We start from the raw sequence: 17741 nt of genomic DNA, 5'->3' as shown, positions 1-17741 counted from the left end.
TTGCTTGTCCTGCTGAAGTCGCCGCTTGTGTCAGGACACACCCACAAATTTCGATTATCTCCATACACATATTTTCATCAGAAATAGGGTTCTGTCCTAGTCTCTTTTCGCACATAAGCCCAATTATTTACTTATTGATAATAAAGAGAGTACAATATATAGAAGTTATGAAATATAACTTACTGCTTATAAATAATTTATTAACTTTTTGCGTCAATAAGCGTACAATAACAACGTAGAGGTGAAACAAAGATGAAAGAAACGACACTATGTCCACGATTAGCAAAAGCGATGGAGATGATTGGCAAACGTTGGACAGCTTTGATTTTATATCAACTATTGGACGGACCACAGCGCTTTAACGCGATTGAATCCGCATTGCCAATAAGTGGTCGTTTATTATCAGAGCGTTTGAAAGAACTAGAAAAAGAAGGTATCGTGCTGCGCACAGTATATTCAGAAGTGCCAGTTCGTGTAGAATATAGTTTAACGGATAAAGGGTTAGCGCTAAGTGGTGCAATCCGTGAAATTGAAGATTGGTCAAAAGAATGGCTATAATCGCATGAAAGGATAGGAAGAAACACAATGAATAAACAACAGTGGGTGAAGGATTTAGCACAATATATTCCTTCAACAAACATTAAAATAGATGAACCATTAAGTACGTATACAATGACAAAATTAGGCGGCGCAGCAGATGTTTTCGTATTACCTGAAAATGAAATGCAAGCTCAAGTGGTCGTACGTTATGCACATGAGCACAATATTCCATTATTAATGCTTGGCAATGGCTCGAATATGGTTGTACGTGATGGCGGTATGCGCGGAATTGTTGTGACGTTTGCACATTTGAATACAATCGAAATTACTGATACGCATGTGTATGCAGGAGCAGGAGCATTATTAAAAGAAGTATCAAAAGCAGCAGCGTCACATACGTTAACAGGTTTAGAGTTTTCATGTGGCATCCCAGGTTCAATCGGTGGAGCGATGGCGATGAATGCAGGGGCATATGGCGGTGAAATGTCAGATGTTGTGCGCAAAATTACGGTGTTAACAGCAGAAGGTGAGCGCCTTGTTTTAACGAAGGATGAGCTCGAACTTGGCTATCGAAAAAGCGTTGTCGCTAAAAAAGGCTACTATGTGTTATCAGCTGAGTTTGACTTACAGCGAGGCGAACAAGAAGAAATCGATGCGAAAATTGCAGATTTAACGTTCCAACGTGAATCGAAACAACCGCTTGAATTCCCATCAGCAGGCAGCGTATTTAAGCGTCCACCTGGTCAATTTGCCGGGAAGCTAATTCAAGATAGTGAATTGCAAGGTAAAGGTGTAGGTGGTGCGGAAGTATCAACGAAGCATGCCGGGTTTATCGTTAATAAAGGTGGCGCATCGGCATCAGATTATATTGCGACAATTCAAATGGTACAAGCTACCGTAAAAGAAAAGTTCGATATTGAGTTAGAACTTGAAGTGAAAATTGTTGGCGATGAGCCAGCAAAATAAGAAATAAACAGATGCCCGTTCCGAGACAGTATATTGGGACGGGCTCTTTAACATGCGCAATCGCGTAGTATGGAAACAAGCATGTAAGGAGCGTATATATGAAGTTTATATCATGGAATGTAAACGGTATTCGTGCCGTCTTAAAAAAAGATTTTTTAACATTTTTTAACGAAGTGGATGCTGATTTTTTCTGTATTCAAGAAACAAAGTGCCAAGCGGGACAAGTCGAATTAGAGCTTGAAGGGTATGAGCAATATTGGAATTATGCCGAGAAAAAGGGGTATTCCGGTACAGCGATTTTCACAAAGCATACGCCGTTATCAGTTGCGTACGGTGTTGGTGATCACGACAGTGAAAGTGAAGGGCGCATCATTACGTTGGAATATGATGATTTTTATGTAGTCAATGTATATACGCCAAACGCACAGCGTGATTTAGCGCGCCTGCCGTTTCGTCTTGAGTGGGAAGAAAAATTAGCGATGCATTTAAAGCAATTAGACGCACAAAAACCAGTTGTGTATTGTGGTGATTTAAATGTGGCGCATACTGATATTGACTTGAAAAATGCTAAAGGGAATAAAGGAAATTCAGGGGTGACGATCGAAGAACGAGCAGCGATGACGGCATTATTAGAAGCAGGGTTTGTCGATACATTCCGCATGATGCATCCAGAGCGCGTCGATGCCTACACATGGTGGTCTTATATGGCGAATGTTCGTGCGCGTAATATTGGCTGGCGTATTGACTATTTCATCGTGTCAGAGCGTTTAATGCCTCGCGTGACAGAAGCGGATATTTTACCAGATGTACTTGGCAGTGATCATTGTCCTGTACTGTTAACGCTTCAATAATGCACAAACATATTTGGCTAGTCGGCTGTGGCGGTATGGTAGGTGTGTTACTGCGATACGCTTGTTTAGCGCTTTTTGCTGGGGGTGCGCTATGGTGCATCAATATCGTAGGCAGCTTCTGTTTAGGGGTAATCAATGCGTGGCTACTTAAACGAAAAAAAAGCGATGCATGGCGATTATTTTTAACAACAGGTGTACTCGGCTCTTTCACGACATTTTCAAGCTTTTCAGCAGAATGGTTACAGCTAATGGAACGACATCTTCTATATGGCTTTAGTTATTCAATTGGCATGACATTGTGCTGTTTTCTTGCGGTATGGTGCGGCGATAAAGTAGGCGAATCATTATGATTTTATTATGCATCGGTGGATTTTTAGGTGCGGTGTTACGTTACTATGTGCAGCAAGCTTTGCCGAAAAAGGGGGCTGCGACAATGACTGTCAATGTAGTGGGCTCTTTTTTCATCGGTATGGCACTAGTATTGCCTTTAACAACGACAATGTATCAGTTATTTGTAATTGGATTTTTAGGTGCTTTCACAACATTTTCAACGTTTATGCTTGATGCGTTACAGCTCCAAAAAAACGATAAACGACGCGCCATACTGTACATTTTGGCTACGCTAATAAGTAGCTATATCGCAGTGTTGATGGGTTATAAAATTGGACGAATATTATAGAAGTCTGAAGAACATTCAAACTATTGTTTGAATGTTCTTTTTGTTTGCGGTACAATACATTCAAATGAATATTTGAATAAGGGGTGAGAGAATGAAAGAAGTATGTGAAATTGTTGAAGCACATGAAGATATCGTTACGGATGTACAGCAGAGAATGCCTGACGTGAGTGGGATGCTACAAATTTTTAAAGCGTTAGCAGATGAAACACGTTTAAAAATTGCCTATGCGCTAACATTAACAGAGCGCTTATGCGTATGTGATGTAGCAGAAATTATTAATAGCTCGTCTGCAACAGCATCGCATCATTTACGTTATTTACGCGAGCATGGTTTAGCGAAGTCAACAAAAGAAGGTAAACTCGTTTATTATGCAATTGCAGATGAACATGTTGTTCACATTATCCAAATGGCATACGAACATGCGAAGGAGTGATTGAAATGACAACACAGCAATATCGCTTACAAAACTTATCGTGTGCAAACTGTGCCGCGAAATTTGAAAAGAATATACAGCAATTACAAACAGTCGAGGAAGTGAAGTTAAACTTTGGGGCAGCTAAGCTGACAGTTACAGGAGAGGCGACAATTGAAGAGCTAGAACAAGCTGGTGCGTTTGACAATATTAAAGTTGTACCTGCTAAAACGAGAGTGATCGAACAAGCAGTACCGTTTTACAAGCGCCGTGAAAACATACTAGCGTTTATTGCGCTTGTATTTGTCATCATTGGCTATAGCGCAACTGTATGGGGAGAGCAATATGCACCGTACCTCTTTGCAGTAGCGATTGTTGTCGGCGGGATAGATATTTTTAAAGTAGGCTTTCAAAATTTAGTGAAATTCCAATTTGATATGAAAACACTTATGACGATAGCCATTATTGGTGCTGCTATTATTGGTGAGTGGGAAGAAGCGGCGATTGTCGTGTTCTTATTTGCGATAAGTGAAGCACTTGAAGCATACTCGATGAATAAAGCACGTCAGTCTATCCGTCAGCTTATGGATATTGCACCAGCAACGGCACTTAAAAAATCGATACATAGTGACCATACGCACGAACTAGAAGTACCAACAGAGGACTTACAAATCGGTGACATCATTATTATTAAGCCAGGCTCAAAAATTGCGATGGACGGACGTGTCGTAAGCGGACGTTCTACGGTCAATGAAGCATCGATTACAGGCGAACCAATTCCGGCGTTAAAAGAGGTTGGAGCGGATGTATTTGCAGGAACATTGAATGAAGAAGGCGCACTTGAAGTGGAAGTAACGAAGCATGTGGATGATACGACAATTGCAAAAATCATTCATTTAGTCGAAGAGGCACAGGAAGAAAAAGCGCCGTCGCAAAAATTTGTTGACCGCTTCGCTAAAGTCTACACACCGCTTATTATGCTTGTGGCATTAGCAGTTGCAATGATTCCACCAATGTTTACAGGTGATTGGCAGCATTGGATTTACCAAGGGCTTGCCGTTCTTGTCGTGGGCTGTCCGTGTGCATTAGTGATTTCAACACCTGTAGCAATCGTTACCGCAATTGGCAACGCAGCCAAACATGGTGTCTTAATTAAAGGTGGCGTTTATTTAGAGGCACTTGGTCACGTCAAAGCCATTGCTTTTGATAAAACAGGTACGTTAACAAAAGGAACACCAGCTGTAACGAATTTATATACACATCATGAAACACGTTTACTAGAAGTTGTGAGTGCTGTTGAAACAAAATCACAGCATCCATTAGCACGAGCAATTTTAGATTATGCATTTACACAAAAAGTGACTGTACCATCTGTTACTGACTTTGAATCTGTAACAGGGAAAGGTGCAAAAGGCTTTGTGAATGGCAACGTTGTATATGCTGGAAGTTTAGCCTGGGTATCAACGCTCGTTGACATTCAACCAGAAGTGTTTGAGCAAGCAAAGGTATATGAGGAGCAAGGTAAGTCATTAGTGGCAGTAAGTGAGGGCAATGTATTTTTAGGTCTACTTGCGATTGCTGATGAAGTGCGCGATGAAAGTAAAGCGATTTTACAGCAGCTGCATGCGTTAGGTATTGAAGAAACGGTCATGCTAACAGGTGATGGACAACGTACTGCAAATGCGATTGCTTCGACACTAGGTGTAACAAATGTTCAAGCGAGTTTACTACCGGATGAGAAGTTAGCGGCGATTCAGCAGTTACAGCAAAAGCATGGGGGCGTTGCGATGATTGGCGATGGCGTAAACGATGCGCCTGCACTTGCAGCATCGACGGTCGGGATTGCGATGGGTGGTGCAGGGACGGATACGGCGTTAGAAACTGCAGACCTTGCTTTAATGTCCGATGATTTAACGAAACTGCCATATGCGGTAAAGTTAAGTCGTAAAACATTGCGTATTATTCAACAAAATATAGTATTTGCACTGAGCTTAAAGTTATTAGCGTTACTGCTTGTTATTCCGGGCTGGCTAACATTATGGATTGCTATTTTTGCGGATATTGGTGCAACGCTGCTCGTTGTATTTAATTCCCTACGTTTAATGCGTCTAGATAAGTAAACAATGTTGCGAAAATAATTTAGAATCGATACAATAAAATTTATGATGGCTGTAAGGTCAAGAAATAAGCGTAGGTAGGGACATCATGATGGAAAAAAACGATGTAATTTTAGTCAATGTGACTGAGGAAATTGTACGAGGATTAGTAGGCTTTATGCTACGCGGGCCTGAGTATCAAGCATTTTGTAATTGTTATATTTGTGAGACGGATGTCATTGCGCTTACGTTAAATGCACTGCCAGCCAAGTATGTATCAAATCCGAGAATGCGCGATGCGGCGTTCAAAGAGCTTAATACGCCAGCGAATATTGACATGATTAATCGTGAAATTATTCATGCAATTTATATTGTTGCACGTCAACCAAAACATACAACCGTTTAATAGAGGGAATGGGGTTGGGACGAAATCCCCCTCTAAATTTAAATTGAACAAAGCGCCAGCGAATAGCCCATTCACTGGTGCTTTGTTTTGTTTATGTATAGATTGTCGAGTTGGCGCTATCTAATTTTTTCACACACGCTATTTCTGCAAAAGTCGCGTCCGACGTCGACCAACTCACATAGAATATATAGGAAAAAACAAACTGCTTTCATAAAAAGAATATCGGGTTATGCTACGAGGTATTCTTTTTATGATGGAGTTTGCCAGATTGAAGTGCTGTTTTAAGGCAACTTATGTTATTATAAGCATTCCTGTAGTAAACTAAAGATATGCAATAGAAAGCGAGGGAACGATGAATGCCAACACCGAGTATGGAAGATCACATTGAACAAATTTATTTACTCATCGAACAAAAAGGGTATGCACGTGTGTCTGACATCGCAGAAGCATTGGCCGTTCTTCCGTCTTCAGTTACTAAAATGGTGCAAAAACTAGATAAAGATGGGTATCTAATCTATGAAAAATATCGCGGTTTAACATTGACAGCAAAAGGGCAAAAATTAGGAAAACGACTTGTGCAACGACATGAGTTATTAGAGCAATTTTTACGCTTAATTGGTGTTGAAGAGCACTTAATATATAACGATGTCGAAGGAATTGAACACCATTTAAGTTGGGATTCAATTAATCGCATTGCTGATTTAGTACAAGTTATGGAAGAAAGTCCAGACATACTTCAAAAACTAGAACAATTAAAATCAAATCATTTGTAGGAGGAATATTATTACATGTACGAATTACATGCTGGCGATGTGGTCAGCTTAACAGTGGAAACAGAACAGGGCTCAAAGTGGATTTTAACGAACGGAGTTAACAAAGTATCATTAAACGCTTCAGAAGTATTAGAGCCTTTAACAGTCGGTGACAAGGTTGAAGTATTTTTATACACAGACCGCCGAGGAGATTTACATGCAACAACAGCGATTCCAACAATTCGCAAAGAAGAATATGGTTGGGCACGTGTGTTACGCACAGTAAAACATGAGGGGGCTTATGTGGATATCGGTACATCACGTGAAGTATTAGTACGTGCAGAAGATTTACCGAAGATTGAAGAATTATGGCCACAAACAGGTGACCATTTATACATTACATTAAAGCCAGACCGTAACGGTAGCTTATACGGACGTTTAATCACAGAAGAAAAAGTAGTCGATTTATATGAAGGTGCGATGGAAGACCAGTTTAACCAAAATATCGTCGCACGTCCGTACCGCTTATTACCAGTGGGGACATTTTTAATCGGTGTAGATGAACCGTACCGTATTTTTGTACATGAATCAGAGCGTAAAGCAGAGCCGCGTTTAGGGCAAGAAGTGTCTGTACGTATTATTGACGTAAAAGAAGACGGCTCAATGAACGGTTCATTATTACCACGTAAACATGAGCGTATCGGTGGCGACGCTGAACAAGTTTTAAACTATTTAGAAGATGTTGGTGGACGTATGCCATTTGGGGATAAATCGTCACCAGAGGAAATTAAAGAAATGTTTAATATGAGTAAAGCAGCGTTTAAACGTGCATTAGGTACGTTAATGAAAGCACAAAAAATTAAACAAGTAGATGGTTGGACAGAGTTAGTCTAACAATGTAACGAGCTGTCCTTTACGGCAGCTCGTTTTTTTTAGCTTTCATTTTTGAAAGCTGATAAAACGGAACTTTTTCTACAGCTATCACGTATAATTGAACAGGTATTAGTACTTTTACGAATAATGGAGGTTCTTTATATGAAGAAGTTATTAACAGTCGTTGCAACAGCAGCTTTAACATTATCGCTCGTGTCACCTACACAAGCCGCAACAGGTGTTATTGATGAGAAATTAGGTGTGCCGATTGTTGTATACGGCGCAAACTTAACGGCAGAGCAAAAACAAACGGTACAAAAAGCGCTTGATGTAACAGGGGATGATGCTGTTGAAGAAATTACGGTGTCAGGCGCTGATTTAGTTAATTATATTTCTGATGGTAATCCAAAGGCACGTATGTTTTCATCTGCTAAAATTACACAGCGAGATGGTGGTGAAGGATTAACGATTGATATTGTGACACCGAGCAATATTACGCAAATTACGTCAGAAGTTTACGCCTCTGCTATGTTAACAGCTGGTATTGAAGATGCACTTGTAGAAGTAGCAGCACCAAACCCGGTAACAGGTCACTCAGCGCTTGTAGGGATTTATAAAGCGTATGAGGTATCTACCGGTGAAAAGCTAGACACGGAGCGTACAGATGTCGCTAATGATGAGCTGAATATCGCTACGCAAATTACGGAAGCAACAGGTATAGACGATGCAAAAGTAGCGGAGTTATTAACATCTATTAAGCAGCAAATTGCTGAATTGAATCCTGCGACACGTGAAGACGTGGAACAAATTGTGTCAGAGCAACTGGCAAACTTCAAAATTGAATTATCAGAAGCGGACCGTCAATTATTAGTTGATTTAATGGACCGCATTTCAAATTTAAATATCGATTTTGATCAATGGTCACAACAGCTTAGTGATTTAAGTAAGGATATTGAAGAAAAGTTTGGCTCATTTATTACGGAAAATGAAGGCTTTTGGCAAAGTGTCAAAGACTTCTTTACGAATTTAGTCGATACTGTAAAAGGTTGGTTTAATTAAAAGAAGTTATAAACATGTGGATAACTGGGTATAGTATGTAAAAGGGGAGGTATGTGAATATGTTTTCAGTAAGACAAGATGAAAAAGCAATTGAATATACACAAGACGGGCAAATGCTTGGCGAAATTACATGGTATTTACAAGGGGATACGATGGTAATGGACCACACATATGTATCAACGACATTACGCGGACAAGGGATTGCCAAGCAATTACTGGATGAAGCAGCGAACTATGCTCGTGCGAATCATTATAAAATGCAACCGTTATGCTCGTATGTTGTGACGGCATTTAAGCGTTATGACGACTACGAAGATGTAAAAAAATAATTATATTGATGGAGAGGGTATGTTAGATTTAGTGCTAACATACCCTCTTTTTTATTCGTAAGCACTGAGATGTTTAAGTGAAGGATAGACGGGAATAGTTAGTTATGACGCAGTAATAACTTAATTGAAAAAGTGGGAGGAATTTATTATGGCAATCGATAAAAAAGGTTTAGGGGTAGTATTAGCAGGGTTAGCGGTAGGTGCTGCACAATATTTAAAGAAACCAGAAAATCGTGAAAAAGCGATGGAAATGTTAAATCAATCAAAAACAAAATTCAATAGCTTAATGGACCAAGGTAAAGGTGCTACTCAGCAGTTTAATACATCAGAAGGTCAGACATTAAAAGAGAAGGTACAAGACGTAGCATCACAATTTAAGGCAACGTCAAATACGAATACAACAGACTTACCAATTGACGATGTTGATACACAACATGCAGCAAAATTTAGTGAGGACCGTATGGTAGATGAAGGGCCTCAAGATCCAGCACAATACTTTAATGACACAAATGATGGTGTGAAAAGTGATTTAAACCATACACGCCATACAGATATGTAATTGACGCTTGTAACGGGCAAGTGCGATAAATAACCTATTTGCCCCAAGCTATTCCTCCAAAACGTGCTCGTTATGCGGAATAGCACCCAAAGCATAAAAATAGCCTTCAGCAATCACCACTGCTGAAGGCTATTTACTTTTGTCTGAAATGCTTGTACATACAAAAATCCTGTCATTCACGAGGAATGACAGGATTTACAATCAAAAATTATTTTACTAATTCTTTTTTCATTGTTTTGTTTTCAGCTAATGATACGTGCCAAGATAAAGCTTCAGCTAAAATATGTGGTGTATGAGCATCACCTGTAGCTTCTACTGCACGGTTGTAGTAGTCGCGTAATTGCTCTTTATATTCTGGGTGAGCACATTTCTCGATGATTAATGCAGCGCGCTCTTTTGGAGCTAAACCACGTAAGTCAGCGATACCTTGCTCAGTTACGATTACATCTACATCGTGCTCAGTGTGGTCTACGTGAGACACCATTGGTACGATTGAAGAAATCGCGCCACCTTTAGCGTATGATTTCGTTACGAAGATACCTAAACGTGCGTTACGCGCGAAGTCACCAGAACCACCGATACCGTTCATCATTTTTGTACCAGAAACATGTGTAGAGTTTACGTTACCATAAATATCTAACTCAAGAGCCGTGTTGATAGAGATTAAACCTAAACGACGGATTAATTCTGGGTGGTTAGAAATTTCTTGTGGACGTAAGCAGATTTTATCTGCGTAGTTCTCTAAGTTACCGTATACTTTTTCTTGTAATTCAGCAGTTAATGTAATAGATGCACCTGCAGCAAAGCGTACTTTACCAGCATCGATTAAGTTGAATACTGCATCTTGTAATACTTCAGAAGCTACTACTAAGTTTTCGAATTCTGAATCAGCAAATCCGTCTAATACAGCGTTTGCTACAGAACCTACACCTGATTGTAATGGCATTAATTCGTTTGTTAAACGACCCGCTTTAATTTCATCGCGGAAGAAGTCTAATAAAAGGTTTGCCATTGTTTGTGTTTCCTCATCTGGAGGAACGATCATTGAAGGAGCATCTGGCTCTTCAGAAATAACGATTGCAGCGATTTTCGCTGGGTCAACTGGAATACCAATTGTACCGATACGTTGTTCTGGGTTTGTCATTGGAATCGCTTCACGTTTACCTTGCTCAGCAGGTGTGTAAATGTCGTGAAGACCGATTAATGATTCTGGGTGAGAAACGTTTAATTCGATAATTACGTTTTCAGCGTATTCTACGAAGATGTTTGAGTTACCAACAGAAGTTGTTGGGATAATCATACCGTCTTCAGTAATTGCAGTTGCTTCGATAATTGCATGTTTGATTGGTCCGATAATACCTTGACGTACTAACTCAGCGTTGTGAGAAAGGTGAGCGTCTACATAAGTTACGCTACCAGAGTTGATCATGTTACGGATACCAGAGTCAGCTTGGAATGGACCACGCTTGCGGATAACGCCAGCTTCAGCTAAGTGCTTATCTACTTCTGGACCTAAAGATGCGCCTGTGTAAACATCAATTTGGAATTTTTCGTTTTGTGCACGCTCTACTAATGCCATTGGTACAACTTTAGCATCTCCAGCACGTGTGAAACCAGACATACCTACAACGCTACCGTCTTGAATTAAAGCAGCAGCTTCTTGTGCAGATACAACTTTGTCTAATAAAGACTTAACGCCAATACGATTTTCATAATTAGTCATTTTGAAAATCCTCCCCTAATTTAAGTGATAAAATATTGTCTCTATTTAGCATAAAGACGTGGAAACAAACTGCATTTTGCGAGTTTGTAATTTTCAGTTTATTATTAAAAATAACTGTAGAATTGAATAACGTAAGTCTAACACGTAATTGTCACAGATTCTTCAAAATGAACATGAAAAATGGTTTTATGCTCATTTTAATAGCGTTTTTATGTTTTTTCGAGAATTTATTGATGGAAACGCTTTCTTGCTTTATAAGAAGGTTCTAAGAGAAATACTAGGAAGTGAGACGTTTTGCGACCCACTTGTACAATAATGATGGGCATTTTGTTTTGAAATGCTGAAAGGACAAATATTATAGTATAAAGGCGATAAAAAAACCGAATTCATAAAGGTATGAATTCGGTTTCTTATGCGTCTAGTAATTAGAAGCCTAATGAACGACGGAAGTAGCTTGCATAACGTTGGCTAACTGGGATGCGTGTGCCGTCTTTCATGATTAATAAGAATGTTGAGTGAGAATCTGGTTGAATCTCATCAATATAATCAATATTCACGATGTAAGAACGGTGGCATCGAATAAACGAGTCAGGCGCTAAGAATAGCTCTAAATCACTTAAGTTTAAGCGGTGATAACCTTCACGAGTCATTGTTTTCACAAATGTTTTACGCAATTGTGTTTCTAAATAAATTACTTGGTCATGCTTGATTGGGTACCAGCAGTCATCAATCTTAATCGTAATATAGTTCGTTAAGAATGGCGATGGCTTTTGTGGGAATACAGCTGTAATCGCACCTTTTGTTTCGCCTTCTTCAATTAGAGGGATACTCATACCGTAGTATGGTACGCCGAATACATCAGGCTCGATGTATGTGCTAATTTTTTGACCATAGTTTACAGCTTTGTGTGCTGCTGAGCCTTCTTTTACTGGATCACCCGGTTTAATTTTTAAGTCAACTTTTTTACTCGGCTGGTAGTATAAGTATGATTGAGTATCAGAAATAGCGATAGATGTATTGTCAGGGAAAAATTCTTTGATGACATCCATGATTTCTTCGATTTGTTTCGGATCCACGTCTTAACACCTCATTAATTTAATAATAATTTAATAATACACTATTTTACTACATAATCTCTTAAAATTTTATAGAAGAATGATGAATAAATTAGAAAATTTGCGATTCAGACAAAATAGTGAGAGTAGCATATCAATTATTTCCTATTTATAAGAAGTATATCATGCCATGTGACGATTTTCTAATATTTAGGTTAAAATACATACTATAATATGATGTATTTTCATAACTGCGTAAAAAGCATTAAGAAAAAAGAATTAATTAATTATCTGAAAATTATTGAATAAATTGTATTTTTTATGGTAAAATTCGCTATATAAATCGTGTTTTAAGAATCTTCTAGAAATAAGTTCCATTAATTTTACGCTATTATTAGGTATAAAGATTTGTTTTTTTACAGGAAATTTGACAAACTTAATGCATTGTAAGGATAAATTCATTATGATAAAGAATAAGAACAATATGGAATAAAAGTTACGAGAAACTAGGGAGTGGGTCTATGCAACTACAGCATTCTATGTCAGAAGCAATTTCGAAGCGTTATTTTCAAGAGATTGATAGTATGAATGAGTATGAAGGGGTAGAAGAATTTTTCACGTTAGAAACGAAGTTATTGTTTGAAGTGTATCATTTAGAAGCACCAAAGGCGAAAAAGACTATCCATGAGATTATTGATTTGTTAACGGTACGTTTTGGTAAAAAGGTGATTAAAATTGTACGCTCATATTTTAAAACATTATCGTCGATTGTAGCGCGTAAGTTATTAGACAATCAAGTACCAGCGAAAAAAGCATTTGCGTTTAATGTAGCATGTGTCGATATGATTGATAATCACATGAGAGATGCGGAGTTTTTACAGTTTGCTGATGACTTAGTAGATTTCTTTGTGAACTTTATTGCGGATCGTAAACAACCTATGTTTAGACATCAAACCGTTAACAAAGTAATCGTTTATATTAATGATGAGCTAGAACAAAACTTGACCGTCGAAAGTATTGCAGCACATTTCAAAATTAGTACAAGTCATTTATCACGCATTTTTAGAGAGCATGTTGGTATTACATTAGTTGAGTATTTAAATGTGCGTCGTGTCGAGGAATCGCAGTATTATTTACGTCATACGAATAAAAGTATTACGTCCATTTCGGCTCAATTCCATTTTTGTAATCAAAGCTATTTCACACGTATTTTCAAAAAATATACAGGTGTCACACCAAAACATTTCCGAGATGAGCTTCATCATGAGTTTTACCGATTTGAAATTAATGAAGAAACCTATAACCAATTATAATTATTTTGCATAGAATTGATAAGATGTCGTTTTTATCGAGCGACCGATTTGGCATATACGTAAAAGCCTTCGACATGTTTCGGTGTCGGAGGTTTATTTTATGCAATTAAACGTATGTTAGAACAGACGCGCGCCTATTTATTTCTTGCCCAAATGTATTAATTACAGGCGGATTGCGCTCATTTTTTACGTGTCACATATTTCGCAATCTCAAAAGTTTGATGATACACTAGCGGTAATAAGCAGTAGAGGAAGGAGTACTACATGTTAGTCCCAAACAATCAACATAAGAAAAAGAAAACAGGTCTTATTATTGGCACGACAAGCTTACTAGCAATTGCACTAGCAGGTGGTGTCGTTTATTATACAGCCGTGGTCGACGAGCCAACGGAAGAAACGATTACACAAAGTAGTCAACAACAGAAGCAACAAATCGAGGAACCGGTACAATCTATCACACCGATAGAGCCGGTTGTTGAAGCACCACCACTTGAAAAAGTTGATGCGACAAAATATGACGAAACTAAAGAGTTGCCAACAGAACCTACGTATATTAATGGCATTTTAATTGCGAACAAGCAATATCCATTGCCGTCGACATATGCACCGGATACAGACCCAACAGCGCAAGCGGCACTTGATACAATGGTTGCAGCAGCTGCAAAAGAAAATATACAGCTAGTTGGTTTTAGTGGCTATCGTTCTTATGATTATCAAACGACTTTATATAATAACTATGTAGCACGAGATGGACAAGAAGAAGCGGACCGTTATAGCGCACGTCCTGGCTATTCGGAGCATCAAACAGGTTTAGCGTTTGATATTGGAGAAGTTGGCAAAGAAGACTTATGGCTAACTGCGGCGTTTGGTGAAACACCAGCAGGTCAATGGCTCGTTCAACATGCACCGACATATGGCTTTATTTTACGTTATCCAAAAGGGAAAGAGCATTTAACCGGTTTTATGTATGAATCTTGGCATTTCCGTTATGTGGGTGTGGAGCATGCGCTAAAAATAGCCGAGCAAAATATTACGTTAGAAGAATATTTAGGTGTGTATGAAGGGAAAGAGGTCATTGTTCCACAAGTGGCTGAGGAAGCGCCGCAAGAAAATGGATCAACAGTAGAACAATCAGAAGTGACAACTACTGAGGGAACACAGGTAGGCGCAAAATCTGAACACAATAATCCATAATAAGTAAAAGAGGAGATGGCCATGTTAATTCGTGGGCATCTCCTTTTGTGTATTTATAAAATAGGTGACAATAGACGCGAAATAGATTCTTTCATCTTGATAACAAGCGAGCGTTTTTTATAAAGTTCATGTGTAAGCTCAGAGCAATCAAGCATGTCTTGCTCAAACAGTTCTGCTAAACGATGCGAGATGCTACGGTCATAAATGAACGCATTAATCTCAAAGTTCAGCTTAAAGCTGCGCAGGTCAATATTTGCTGTGCCGACTGTGCAAACTTCATCATCAACGACAATCATTTTTGCATGAATAAAGCCACGGTCATAATGATAAATTTTCGCGCCTGCTTCTAATAATTGTCCAACGTATGAATATGTAGCCCAATATACAAACATATGGTCAGGTTTATTTGGAATCATAATCCGGACATCAATGCCACTTAAGGACGCGATACGAATGGCATCCATAAAGCTTTGGTCTGGAATAAAATAAGGAGATTGGATATAGACATATCGCTTTGCCATATTAATCATTTTTAAGTAGCCATTTTTAATTTGTTCCCAATTCGAATCAGGTCCACTGGAAACGATTTGCATACTGACAGTCCCTTTGCGTGGGATAATCGGGAAATAACGATTGGCGTAATGGATTTCACGATGCGAAGTGGCTTGATTCCAATCGAGTAAAAAACGTGTTTGTAATGGGTGAACGGCACTACCTTCAATACGAAGGTGGGTGTCACGCCAATAGCCAAATCGTTCTTTTAAGCCTAAGTATTCATCACCAACATTAAAGCCACCTGTATAGCCAATTTTGCCATCAATGACAACAATTTTACGGTGATTACGATAGTTCATACGCGGATTAATAAGCGGTAAAATAGATGGGAAAAAAATTTCGATTTCGCCGCCTGCTATGATTAAATCCTTAAAATGTCTACGTTTAGTTGTACGCGAGCCCATTTCATCATATAAAATACGAACTTTCACGCCTTGCTGTGCCTTTTTTATGAGCGCACGGTAAATGCGTGAGCCAAGCTGATCTAATTTGAAAATATAGTACTGAATATGAATATGGTCTTTTGCATGTTTAATATCTGTTAGGAGTGCTTCAAATTTATCGACACCATCATGGTAAATACGCACCGCATTGTCTTGTGTTAAGACAGCATCATTATTACGTAAATGCATAAAAATCATTTCATCGTATTTTTCAATTTGAGGGTTACGATATTCGAATGTATCGTTTGCAATCGCTGTTATTTGGTAGTCAATTAATTGGTCAATGCCGATATCTTGCCGACCTGCCCAGCGAAATAAATGTTTTTTGCGAAGTTGCCGACCGAGCAGTAAATATAAAATAAATCCTGCTAATGGTAGAAAAAATAATACTAAAATCCATGCCCATGTGGATGTTGGGTCTCGGCGTTCTAAAAAGATAATGGTAATGGCTAATAAAATATTAAGTGTGATAATGAGTAACGCTGAAATACTAAATTCTGCAAATTCTAACATAACTGTCACCACCTTTGTTCATTCACCCATTCAGTATATACTATACGTCTTAGGTGAGGTAAGAATGACGCGCATAGAAAAAAGCTACTCTTAAAAAGAGCAACTTAGTAATGGTCCCAATGATAAAGAATATCTGAAAAATCGCCTCGTAATAAATCATCTCGATTAATAAAGAAATTAGCGACACCACAATTTCCCCACATAATGCCATTTTCTTCGTCGGAATCGATTTGTAGTAGTAAAACATCGTATTTTTTTAAGAACGGGTATTCATGACGAGGGTCTTGTGTAATAAAGTAAGGATAACCACCCATCTTATGTCCGCTGCCTAAAAAATGCTCCATATAAATATCATATAGCGGCTGACCTTCGTCGTTAAACAACAGATTCAGCGGTGTTTTAGAAATGTTGCTGAAGCGGTAATCTAACGCTGAAACTGGTTCAGTAGTAGGTGTAAATAATAATCGGCTTTCCTTTTGAATAGGGAAGCTATTATTTTCTAAATGTTCAAATTGAGAGAAGTCTGTTACAAGCTCCTCTATTGGTAAAGGATTTTTGAAAAAGCGTACTTTAAAATCGCGCTGCCATATATCTTCAAAGGTATTAAAGAAAGTGAAGGGATTTGTATAAGGGACGAAAAATTGTAAAATCCCTTGTGATGGAAACAATGAAAAATTTGGTACTTCAGAAAAATTAATTTGTGCCAATAATTTCATCGGCTCTCCGTTTTTATCTGTTGGATAGTGAGAACTTTTTGGTAAGTATGGCTTGCCAATAAATTTACTACAGTATACATCAGTTGACTGAAAAGACGGTGAAATATGAAGAGTGGGCACTCTAGTTGCTTGAATACTATCCTGAAAAGCATATAAATCTTTCGGTAATTCATTGCCCCTAATCATATGTATATAAATCCTCCAATACATTATCATGTTACGTGCTTATTTTTTATTATTTCCGCAAAGCTCAAATCATAAACATAGTGGGGATTTTTAGGTGATTTTAGCGTTGAGAAGTAGTTTTGACAAATTGGTGATGTTTTTACTTGACTTTTTTTAATGTTTTTAAAATTAATGCTTCAAAGCTTTTAAAACGTGGTATGATAAGAACAGATACTTGTCAGACATCTTTAACGAGGAACTTTTCGTCGTTTATAACGTACTAAATACTAAACGCAGACATTGTGAGGTGGATTTATATGACGAAAGAAGTAGATGTGAAAAAAATCATTTCAAATTTGGCGAAGCTAGGCGTGACAGCGAGCATGACAAAATCACGACTGGAGTTATTAAAAGTATTAACGCCTCCACCCAAAACACAAACAACACAAATGTAATGTGGTGGGTAAAGGTCGCTTGAGCAAGCAATTTTCTGAAGATTGTTTGCTCAAGCGACCTTTTTATATATAAAAAGAGAGCACCCA

General features: G+C 38.4%; 20 protein-coding genes. 16 read left to right on the top strand and 4 right to left on the bottom strand.

What is annotated here, in order from left to right; all coding sequences use genetic code 11:
* The first annotated feature begins 252 nt into the window (after positions 1-252).
* The 13 genes from A6M13_RS11435 to A6M13_RS11375 all read left to right on the top strand — a co-directional run bounded on the left by A6M13_RS11435 (position 253) and on the right by A6M13_RS11375 (position 9522).
* Positions 253-558, top strand: a complete 306-nt coding sequence (locus tag A6M13_RS11435) for a winged helix-turn-helix transcriptional regulator (RefSeq protein WP_066546356.1) — start codon at positions 253-255, stop codon at positions 556-558.
* Positions 559-585: 27 nt separating this feature from the next.
* Positions 586-1506, top strand: coding sequence for a UDP-N-acetylmuramate dehydrogenase (gene murB, locus A6M13_RS11430; protein ID WP_066546353.1), 921 nt, complete (start codon positions 586-588; stop codon positions 1504-1506).
* A 98-nt stretch (positions 1507-1604) separates the two neighbouring features.
* On the top strand, positions 1605-2357 hold the full coding sequence (locus tag A6M13_RS11425) for an exodeoxyribonuclease III (protein ID WP_066546351.1): 753 nt from the start codon (positions 1605-1607) through the stop codon (positions 2355-2357).
* Entirely contained in the window at positions 2357-2707 is a 351-nt protein-coding gene (locus tag A6M13_RS11420; RefSeq protein WP_066546348.1) for a fluoride efflux transporter FluC, read from the top strand. The genes A6M13_RS11425 and A6M13_RS11420 overlap by 1 nt, the downstream gene beginning before the upstream one ends.
* The gene (locus A6M13_RS11415; RefSeq protein WP_066546345.1) at positions 2704-3036 is read left to right on the top strand and encodes a fluoride efflux transporter FluC; all 333 of its coding nucleotides are present in this window, start codon (positions 2704-2706) and stop codon (positions 3034-3036) included. Before A6M13_RS11420 ends, A6M13_RS11415 begins: the two co-directional genes overlap by 4 nt.
* A gap of 91 nt (positions 3037-3127) precedes the next feature.
* Positions 3128-3469: an ArsR/SmtB family transcription factor gene (locus A6M13_RS11410; RefSeq protein WP_066546342.1), complete on the top strand. Its 342-nt coding sequence runs from the start codon at positions 3128-3130 to the stop codon at positions 3467-3469.
* A 5-nt stretch (positions 3470-3474) separates the two neighbouring features.
* Entirely contained in the window at positions 3475-5568 is a 2094-nt protein-coding gene (locus A6M13_RS11405) for a heavy metal translocating P-type ATPase (RefSeq protein ID WP_066546340.1), read from the top strand.
* An 85-nt stretch (positions 5569-5653) separates the two neighbouring features.
* Positions 5654-5950, top strand: a complete 297-nt coding sequence (locus tag A6M13_RS11400) for a late competence development ComFB family protein (RefSeq protein WP_342669477.1) — start codon at positions 5654-5656, stop codon at positions 5948-5950.
* Positions 5951-6306: 356 nt separating this feature from the next.
* On the top strand, positions 6307-6723 hold the full coding sequence (mntR, locus tag A6M13_RS11395) for a transcriptional regulator MntR (protein ID WP_066546337.1): 417 nt from the start codon (positions 6307-6309) through the stop codon (positions 6721-6723).
* A gap of 15 nt (positions 6724-6738) precedes the next feature.
* Positions 6739-7596 (top strand): CvfB family protein, encoded by an 858-nt coding sequence (locus tag A6M13_RS11390; protein WP_066546334.1) that lies wholly within the window; start codon positions 6739-6741, stop codon positions 7594-7596.
* 141 nt (positions 7597-7737) lie between these two features.
* Positions 7738-8634: a DUF1002 domain-containing protein gene (locus tag A6M13_RS11385; protein WP_066546326.1), complete on the top strand. Its 897-nt coding sequence runs from the start codon at positions 7738-7740 to the stop codon at positions 8632-8634.
* A 59-nt stretch (positions 8635-8693) separates the two neighbouring features.
* Positions 8694-8963, top strand: coding sequence for a GNAT family N-acetyltransferase (locus tag A6M13_RS11380; protein WP_066546323.1), 270 nt, complete (start codon positions 8694-8696; stop codon positions 8961-8963).
* Positions 8964-9111: 148 nt separating this feature from the next.
* Positions 9112-9522, top strand: coding sequence for a hypothetical protein (locus A6M13_RS11375; protein WP_066546321.1), 411 nt, complete (start codon positions 9112-9114; stop codon positions 9520-9522).
* Positions 9523-9730: 208 nt separating this feature from the next.
* Here A6M13_RS11375 and scpC read toward each other — a convergent pair whose 3' ends face one another.
* On the bottom strand, positions 9731-11245 hold the full coding sequence (gene scpC / locus A6M13_RS11370; protein WP_066546318.1) for a succinyl-CoA:acetate CoA-transferase ScpC: 1515 nt from the start codon (positions 11243-11245) through the stop codon (positions 9731-9733).
* Positions 11246-11670: 425 nt separating this feature from the next.
* A complete protein-coding gene (locus tag A6M13_RS11365; protein WP_066546316.1) occupies positions 11671-12321 on the bottom strand; it encodes a LytTR family DNA-binding domain-containing protein in 651 nt (216 codons plus the stop codon).
* A gap of 500 nt (positions 12322-12821) precedes the next feature.
* Between A6M13_RS11365 and A6M13_RS11360 the strand changes: the two genes are divergently transcribed.
* Together A6M13_RS11360 and A6M13_RS16040 are read left to right on the top strand one after the other, a co-directional pair.
* Positions 12822-13613 (top strand): helix-turn-helix transcriptional regulator, encoded by a 792-nt coding sequence (locus A6M13_RS11360; RefSeq protein WP_066546313.1) that lies wholly within the window; start codon positions 12822-12824, stop codon positions 13611-13613.
* 264 nt (positions 13614-13877) lie between these two features.
* The gene (locus tag A6M13_RS16040) at positions 13878-14807 is read left to right on the top strand and encodes a M15 family metallopeptidase (protein WP_083998341.1); all 930 of its coding nucleotides are present in this window, start codon (positions 13878-13880) and stop codon (positions 14805-14807) included.
* 53 nt (positions 14808-14860) lie between these two features.
* On the opposite strand, the gene cls is transcribed toward A6M13_RS16040, so the two are convergent.
* Both cls and A6M13_RS11345 read right to left on the bottom strand, forming a co-directional pair.
* Positions 14861-16318 (bottom strand): cardiolipin synthase, encoded by a 1458-nt coding sequence (gene cls / locus A6M13_RS11350; protein ID WP_066546310.1) that lies wholly within the window; start codon positions 16316-16318, stop codon positions 14861-14863.
* A gap of 104 nt (positions 16319-16422) precedes the next feature.
* The gene (locus tag A6M13_RS11345) at positions 16423-17220 is read right to left on the bottom strand and encodes a YwqG family protein (protein ID WP_169817443.1); all 798 of its coding nucleotides are present in this window, start codon (positions 17218-17220) and stop codon (positions 16423-16425) included.
* Positions 17221-17516: 296 nt separating this feature from the next.
* Here A6M13_RS11345 and A6M13_RS16335 point away from each other — a divergent pair, with 296 nt between their 5' ends.
* Positions 17517-17654, top strand: a complete 138-nt coding sequence (locus tag A6M13_RS16335) for an Lmo0850 family protein (protein WP_169817442.1) — start codon at positions 17517-17519, stop codon at positions 17652-17654.
* Positions 17655-17741: the final 87 nt, after the last annotated feature.

The sequence above is a fragment of the Caryophanon tenue genome, assembly GCF_001700315.1.
GTDB lineage: Bacteria > Bacillota > Bacilli > Bacillales_A > Planococcaceae > Caryophanon > Caryophanon tenue.
The sequence above is the reverse complement of the archived record's forward strand: the minus strand, read 5'-3'. Positions and strand labels throughout refer to the sequence as shown.

Excerpts from the sequence above, each read along its gene's own strand:
- A6M13_RS11435 (WP_066546356.1), top strand. The coding sequence starts at position 253 with ATGAAAGAAACGACACTATGTCCACGATTAGCAAAAGCGATGGAGATG.
- murB (WP_066546353.1), top strand. The coding sequence starts at position 586 with ATGAATAAACAACAGTGGGTGAAGGATTTAGCACAATATATTCCTTCA.
- A6M13_RS11425 (WP_066546351.1), top strand. The coding sequence starts at position 1,605 with ATGAAGTTTATATCATGGAATGTAAACGGTATTCGTGCCGTCTTAAAA.
- A6M13_RS11420 (WP_066546348.1), top strand. The coding sequence starts at position 2,357 with ATGCACAAACATATTTGGCTAGTCGGCTGTGGCGGTATGGTAGGTGTG.
- A6M13_RS11415 (WP_066546345.1), top strand. The coding sequence starts at position 2,704 with ATGATTTTATTATGCATCGGTGGATTTTTAGGTGCGGTGTTACGTTAC.
- A6M13_RS11410 (WP_066546342.1), top strand. The coding sequence starts at position 3,128 with ATGAAAGAAGTATGTGAAATTGTTGAAGCACATGAAGATATCGTTACG.
- A6M13_RS11405 (WP_066546340.1), top strand. The coding sequence starts at position 3,475 with ATGACAACACAGCAATATCGCTTACAAAACTTATCGTGTGCAAACTGT.
- A6M13_RS11400 (WP_342669477.1), top strand. The coding sequence starts at position 5,654 with ATGATGGAAAAAAACGATGTAATTTTAGTCAATGTGACTGAGGAAATT.
- mntR (WP_066546337.1), top strand. The coding sequence starts at position 6,307 with ATGCCAACACCGAGTATGGAAGATCACATTGAACAAATTTATTTACTC.
- A6M13_RS11390 (WP_066546334.1), top strand. The coding sequence starts at position 6,739 with ATGTACGAATTACATGCTGGCGATGTGGTCAGCTTAACAGTGGAAACA.
- A6M13_RS11385 (WP_066546326.1), top strand. The coding sequence starts at position 7,738 with ATGAAGAAGTTATTAACAGTCGTTGCAACAGCAGCTTTAACATTATCG.
- A6M13_RS11380 (WP_066546323.1), top strand. The coding sequence starts at position 8,694 with ATGTTTTCAGTAAGACAAGATGAAAAAGCAATTGAATATACACAAGAC.
- A6M13_RS11375 (WP_066546321.1), top strand. The coding sequence starts at position 9,112 with ATGGCAATCGATAAAAAAGGTTTAGGGGTAGTATTAGCAGGGTTAGCG.
- scpC (WP_066546318.1), bottom strand. The coding sequence starts at position 11,245 with ATGACTAATTATGAAAATCGTATTGGCGTTAAGTCTTTATTAGACAAA.
- A6M13_RS11360 (WP_066546313.1), top strand. The coding sequence starts at position 12,822 with ATGCAACTACAGCATTCTATGTCAGAAGCAATTTCGAAGCGTTATTTT.
- A6M13_RS16040 (WP_083998341.1), top strand. The coding sequence starts at position 13,878 with ATGTTAGTCCCAAACAATCAACATAAGAAAAAGAAAACAGGTCTTATT.
- cls (WP_066546310.1), bottom strand. The coding sequence starts at position 16,318 with ATGTTAGAATTTGCAGAATTTAGTATTTCAGCGTTACTCATTATCACA.
- A6M13_RS11345 (WP_169817443.1), bottom strand. The coding sequence starts at position 17,220 with ATGATTAGGGGCAATGAATTACCGAAAGATTTATATGCTTTTCAGGAT.
- A6M13_RS16335 (WP_169817442.1), top strand. The coding sequence starts at position 17,517 with ATGACGAAAGAAGTAGATGTGAAAAAAATCATTTCAAATTTGGCGAAG.